8 protein-coding genes are annotated in these 6,000 nt (G+C 31.3%); 7 read left to right on the top strand and 1 reads right to left on the bottom strand.

The genetic code is table 11. The annotated features are described in order from the left end of the window. The first annotated feature begins 31 nt into the window (after window positions 1-31). Together JG776_RS04620 and JG776_RS04625 are read left to right on the top strand one after the other, a co-directional pair. A complete protein-coding gene (locus JG776_RS04620; RefSeq protein ID WP_291965136.1) occupies window positions 32-877 on the top strand; it encodes a DegV family protein in 846 nt (281 codons plus the stop codon). A 9-nt stretch (window positions 878-886) separates the two neighbouring features. After that, the gene (locus tag JG776_RS04625) at window positions 887-2,302 is read left to right on the top strand and encodes a PLP-dependent aminotransferase family protein (protein ID WP_291965138.1); all 1,416 of its coding nucleotides are present in this window, start codon (window positions 887-889) and stop codon (window positions 2,300-2,302) included. A 48-nt stretch (window positions 2,303-2,350) separates the two neighbouring features. On the opposite strand, the gene JG776_RS04630 is transcribed toward JG776_RS04625, so the two are convergent. Further along, on the bottom strand, window positions 2,351-2,545 hold the full coding sequence (locus JG776_RS04630) for a DUF1858 domain-containing protein (RefSeq protein ID WP_027308054.1): 195 nt from the start codon (window positions 2,543-2,545) through the stop codon (window positions 2,351-2,353). A 93-nt stretch (window positions 2,546-2,638) separates the two neighbouring features. On the opposite strand from JG776_RS04630, the gene JG776_RS04635 reads away from it, so the two are divergent. The 5 genes from JG776_RS04635 to JG776_RS04655 all read left to right on the top strand — a co-directional run bounded on the left by JG776_RS04635 (window position 2,639) and on the right by JG776_RS04655 (window position 5,775). Next, entirely contained in the window at window positions 2,639-3,301 is a 663-nt protein-coding gene (locus JG776_RS04635; RefSeq protein WP_291965140.1) for a HEAT repeat domain-containing protein, read from the top strand. Beyond that, window positions 3,294-3,953, top strand: coding sequence for a YigZ family protein (locus JG776_RS04640; RefSeq protein WP_291965141.1), 660 nt, complete (start codon window positions 3,294-3,296; stop codon window positions 3,951-3,953). The genes JG776_RS04635 and JG776_RS04640 overlap by 8 nt, the downstream gene beginning before the upstream one ends. Beyond that, complete coding sequence (locus JG776_RS04645; RefSeq protein ID WP_291965143.1) at window positions 3,950-4,321, top strand: CoA-binding protein; 372 nt, start codon at window positions 3,950-3,952, stop codon at window positions 4,319-4,321. Before JG776_RS04640 ends, JG776_RS04645 begins: the two co-directional genes overlap by 4 nt. Window positions 4,322-4,403: 82 nt before the next feature. After that, a complete protein-coding gene (locus tag JG776_RS04650) occupies window positions 4,404-5,144 on the top strand; it encodes a YebC/PmpR family DNA-binding transcriptional regulator (protein WP_291965145.1) in 741 nt (246 codons plus the stop codon). A gap of 64 nt (window positions 5,145-5,208) precedes the next feature. Further along, window positions 5,209-5,775, top strand: coding sequence for a BofC C-terminal domain-containing protein (locus JG776_RS04655; RefSeq protein WP_291965147.1), 567 nt, complete (start codon window positions 5,209-5,211; stop codon window positions 5,773-5,775). Window positions 5,776-6,000 lie beyond the last annotated feature (225 nt).

Raw genomic sequence — 6,000 nt, forward strand, 5'->3', positions numbered from 1 at the left:
ACATTTGTACAAATGAATTGGGGGTAATATTATGAAAAAAATAAAAATATTTGCAGATAGTGCGTGTGACTTAGATTTAGATTATCTAAAGGAATTAGATGTTGAGATGATACCTATGACTGTAGCTTTTGGAGATGAAATATTTGAGGATAGAGTTACAATAACAACAAAGGAATTTTATGAAAAACTTAGGACAATAAAGGATTTACCTAAAACTTCTCAGATACCACCTGCAAGATTTGTGGAAAAATTTAAAGAATACTTAGATAAAGGTTTTAGTATTCTTTATATAGCCTTTTCTTCAAGGTTGAGTGGAACATATCAATCAGCTTGTATTGCAAAGGATATGCTTGAATCAGATGATATTACAGTGATTGATTCAAAGGGTGCTTCTGTTGGCTTGGGTTTAATCGTAAGAGAAGCTGCTCTATTGGTTAAACAAGGTAAAACATTAGATGAGATAGTAGATAGAGTAATTTATATGAGAGATAGGATGGAACATATTTTCGCAGTTGGAAATCTTGAAATGTTAAAAAGAGGAGGAAGAATTTCAACAGCTCAGGCGGCAATAGGTACTCTATTAAATGTAAAACCAATTTTACAGTTTAGTGATGGGTATATAATTCCTTATGATAAAGTAAGAGGAGAAAAGGGAATTATAAAAAAGATTATAGAAACTATGAAGGAAAGAGGATATGACCTTGAGAATCAAGTAATTGGTATGAACTATTCAAATAATCTTGAGTTTTGTTTACAACTTAGAGATGAAATACAAAAAGAATTTAATATAAAAGAATTTGTAATATACGAAATTGGTGCAGCCATTGGAAGCCACGTTGGGGAAGGAACAACATCAGTTTTCTTCTTAAGAAAGTAGAGGGATTATATGAAAAAACACTATCCTATTTCAGTAAATAAAAATGGTGTAGAACCTCTTTACATACAAGTTTTTGAGGAGTTAAAAAAATTAATAGAAATAGGTACGCTAAAGGAGAATGAAAAACTTCCTTCTATAAGGGAACTTTCAAAAAGTATAGGAGTTAATAACGTTACGGTTGTAAACGCCTATAAAATGCTTGAGCAGGAAGGTTTAGTATATTCTAAAGTTGGAAGTGGTACCTTTGTTAGAGGTAATGGAACAGTAAAACAAGAAATTGGAGTAAAAAGAGAATATAAAATAAATGAAGATATAAAAATCAATTTATCTAATTCAATGCCAAATCCAAATTACTTTCCTGTAGAAGAATTTAAAAATGTTATAAATGAAGTTTTAGATAGGGATGGAGGATTTGCATTTACGTATCAAGAACCAAAGGGTTATTTTCCTCTTAGAGAAAGCCTACGTGAATATTCAAGGGAGATTGGCATAGAAACCAATATAAACGATATAAATATTATATCGGGAGCACAGCAGGGAATAGATATTATTTCAAAGACACTTTTAAAGTTTGGAGATAATGTTGTCGTAGAATGCCCAACATATACAGGAGCAGTTGCAGTTTTCAGATCAAGAGGAGCTAATGTTATTGAAGTACCTATTGAAAGGGATGGAATTAATTTAGAGGTTTTAGAGGATGTTGTTAAAAAGAATAAAATAAAATTACTATATATAATGACAAACTTTCAAAACCCTACTGGATATACATATTCAGAGGATACAAAATTAAGCCTTATATATTTAGCAAACAAATATGGATTCTACATAATTGAAGATGATTATATGTCAGAATTAAGATTTTATGGTGAAAACACTCTTCCTATAAAGTCTATTGATAAAAATAATAGAGTTATTTATTTAAAGAGTTTTTCTAAGATTTTTATGCCGGGACTAAGATTAGGATATATTATTTCACCAAACAATATGAGTATGGATATTCAGAGTGTAAAATATTCAACAGATATTTCAACTTCTGGACTTATGCAGAGGGCCTTTGACTTATATTTAAGAAAAAGACTATGGCATAAACACATTAACTTTTTAGTAGAAAAATATAAGGATAAATATGATTTTGTTGTTGAATACATTAAAGAGAATGCCGACTTTATAGATTTTATAGAGCCTAAAGGTGGTATAAATATTTGGTGTAGAACAGATATGGATTCATCGATATATGCAAGTCTATTAAAAGATGAAGGAATAACAATTGCACCTGGAAGTGCCTTCTATTTAGATGAGATAAATACCAATTATTTTAGAATAAGCTTTGGCACCTGCAGTAAAGAAGAATTGAAATTTGCATTAGATAAAATGGGGGAAGTATATTTTAGAAGTAAAAAGGGTAATATTTTTAATTTTATATAATAAAAAGTGCCTTGAAACAAAAGTTCTTGGCACTTTTTATGTATAGAATTACTTATTTATTGCTTCGTTTAGATCCTTCACCATAGCTTCAACATCGATACCGTGAGCAAGAGCACCTTGTTCAAGTGTTTCGAATCTTGCAGCCATACAGCCTAAGCAATGCATTCCATACTTAAAGAATACATCTGCTGTTTCAGGATATTTGTTAACTATTTCAATTATTCCCATATCCTTAGTTATCATTATTTGCACCTCCAACATTGATAAATTTCTTTAAATATATTATCATATTAAATTGATAATTACAAATATGTTTATATTAAAATAGGTGATGATATGAAGAATTTATCTTGGGAAAATATTGATTTATTAAGTGATGCTGATATTAGCTACCTTCTTTATAAAGAAGGAAAAGATATTAGTACTATATCAAAAATAAGAGGTATTGAAAAAAATATAGTTGAAAGACAAATAATTGAATGTAGAATAAAATATAGAACACAGGAGCTTGGGGAAAACCCTGAGAAAATTATAAACAATCTATACAAGTGTAATAGAAAAGAAAGAGTCCTTCTCTTAGAGGGATTAGATGAGAAAAAGAAAAAAGCTCTTGAGAATTATGCTATAGATAACCTTTTTTCTGTAAATAGAGATGAATGCCTTTTCCTTATATGGCTTCTTGGTGAGTTAAAATCTAAACGGGCAATACAGTCTATTATGGCATTTTTGAAGTGTACAGATGGAAATATAAAAAGAATATGCTGTTCATCATTAGGAAAAATAGAAGCAAAAGAAGCTGAAGATTCTTTAATTGCTGTTTTAAAGGACAAAAGACCTCAGGTTAAACAATATGCAATTAAGGCTCTTGGAAAAATAAAAAGCAAAAAGGCAGTTAAGTATTTACAGGATATATTAAACGATAGAAATGAGAAGGAATATATAATAAAAGCAGCAGAGATGGCTTTAATGGAGATAGAAGGGAGTAGATGTGATGTCTAAGGAATTATATACTATTAAAAAACAGGTGGAAGTAGAGATGGAGGAAAGACGCTCTATTTTTATTTGTAATATAAAAAGAGTATTAAACGAAGAAGAGGCAATGAACTTCATAAATGAAATTAAGTCAAAATATAAGGATGCTACACATAATGTATATGCCTACATAACAAATAATGGAATATCAATGCGATATTCAGATGATGGAGAACCACAAGGTACTGCTGGTCCACCAGTCCTTGAGGTTTTAAAAAGAGAAAACTTAAATAATGTTGCAGTTGTTGTAACAAGATATTTTGGTGGTATTCTATTAGGAGCAGGTGGTCTTGTTAGAGCCTATGGTGCATCCTGTAAACAGGGTGTAGATGCTGCAGGAAAAGTAAAGGAATCTAAAGCTGTAGTGTTTAATATTGTATGTGATTATGATAAATATGGTAAGGTTAGCAATTATCTAAGCAAAAGAAATATAATAATAAGAAATACAGAGTTTACAGAAGTAGTTACATTAGAAATAATGGCTTTCAATAATGAATTTCAGAAAATTCGACAAGATTTGATTGAAATGTTTAATGGTAATGATATAATTAAAGTAAAAGAGGAAGGTGTTACCTGCTTTGTTGATGAAGAAGGTAAAATTATGGAGGTGCCACAATGATAGAAGAATTTAAAAATATAAAAACTTGGGCAGTGATTGGAAGTGTTTCAAATAAAGAAAAATTTGCATACAAAATATATAATTTTTTAAAGAATAAGGGCTATAAGGTGTATCCAGTAGATCCATCTGGAAAGGAAGTGGATGGACAAAAAACATATGTCTCCCTTAAGGAGCTTCCAGAAAAAATAGAGGCAATAAATATGGTTATAAATCCTGTAAGAGGAGAAAGATATATAGATGAAGCTGAGGAAGTTGGAATTAAATATGTGTGGTTCCAACCAGGAGCTGAAAGTTTTGAGGTTATAAAAAAGGCTAAAAAATACGGAATGCAGGTTGTTTATGGTAGATGCGTTATGGTTGATTTTTAGTTTAAAGCCCTCAACTCTTGAAAATAGACAATTTTAGTGGTAAAATATATATTCGGATTTTAAGTTAAGGGGGCATAAAAAAATGGCTGGTCATTCAAAATGGGCTAATATAAAGCATAGAAAAGGTAAGCAAGACGCAATAAGAGCTAAAATTTTTACAAAGTTAGGTAAAGAAATTGCTGTTGCAGTAAAAGAAGGAGGAGCCAATCCTGAAGCCAATTCAAGACTAAGAGATGCCATAGCAAAGGCAAAGGCAAATAATATGCCAATGGATAATATAGAAAGAGCAATAAAGAAGGCATCAGGAGAATTAGGAAATGTAAATTATGAAGAAATAGTTTATGAAGGATATGGCCCAAACGGAGTTGCAGTTATTGTTCAGGCACTTACTGACAATAGAAATAGAACTGCAAGTGAAGTAAGACATACATTTGAAAAATTTGGTGGTAACCTTGGAACAACAGGTTGTGTATCCTTCTTATTTGAAAAGAAGGGTGTACTTATAGTTGAAAAGAAGGAAGGTCTGGACGAAGATGAATTAATGATGTTGGCACTTGATTCAGGTGCAGAAGATTTTTCATCTGAGGAAGACGTATATGAAATAATAACATCTCCAGAGGATTTTTCAACTGTAAGAGAAGCATTAGAAAACAACGGAATAGAATTTGCTTCTGCAGAAGTATCAATGGTACCAACAACATATGCAAGTATAAGTGGAGAAGCAGTTGAAAAGTTTGAAAAAATGCTTGATAGACTTGAGGAAAATGACGATGTTCAAAATGTATGGCATAATGCAGAATTCCCAGAAGGATGGGGAGAATAATTTTTAAATTAAATGAATAAAATAATAGTTTAGTGGTTATAATATCCCTCTAAGGAGGGATATTATGCTTTATAGAAAAGTTTACATATTCATAGCAATTATATTAATTTCAATAGCAAGCTTTTTTGCAGGTTATTTTACAATGCAAAGGTATATCGGAAAGCAAAATAATAAGGATAATGTAGTTGCAAAAACAGCGGTGAAACTGCCAGAGAATATAATTAACGAAAAAACAAGAATTATCAAAAGGGACATTTATACAAGGGTAGGGTATTTTGCAATCGAAGAAAACATTATTCCTAATGATGAATTACTTGGAGCAGACAAGGAATATGCAGAAAATTATTTTAGACGACAGGGTTATAATGTTGAGTACTTTACATCAGAAAAGGTTATTATTACAAAGAACATTGAAAATGCTTGGCCTCCCAAAGTTTTTATAGCCCTTGAAAATGAGGGAAAGGTTTATATTTATCAAACTGATGAATATGGAAATCTGCAGTTAAAGCAAACAACAGATATTAGTGTTGAAGGCTTGCCCCAACAGGAACAAGAGGACTTAAAAAGAGGAATTATAAAAAGGACATATGAGGAGATGGAGGATTTTATAAACGAAGATTTAGATTCATAGGATGCAAATACTTTGTATTCAGATTGTTGACGAATCCACTTGTTAGCTAAAGTGTGAAAAAGCCCCATGAAAGGGTTTCTATTGGCTCTTTCATGAGCTTTAGCAATTATTGCTTTTCGACTTTGAAAAAGTACGTAATTCGGCACAGGATGTGCCGAGCCGAGCGGCCATCAGGACGATGGCATCGCGAGGGTAGGACTTTTTCAAACAAAGAAAAGCTTAGAA

The organism is Caloramator sp., assembly GCF_020054765.1.
Taxonomy (GTDB): Bacteria; Bacillota; Clostridia; order Clostridiales; family Caloramatoraceae; genus Thermobrachium; species Thermobrachium proteoclasticum.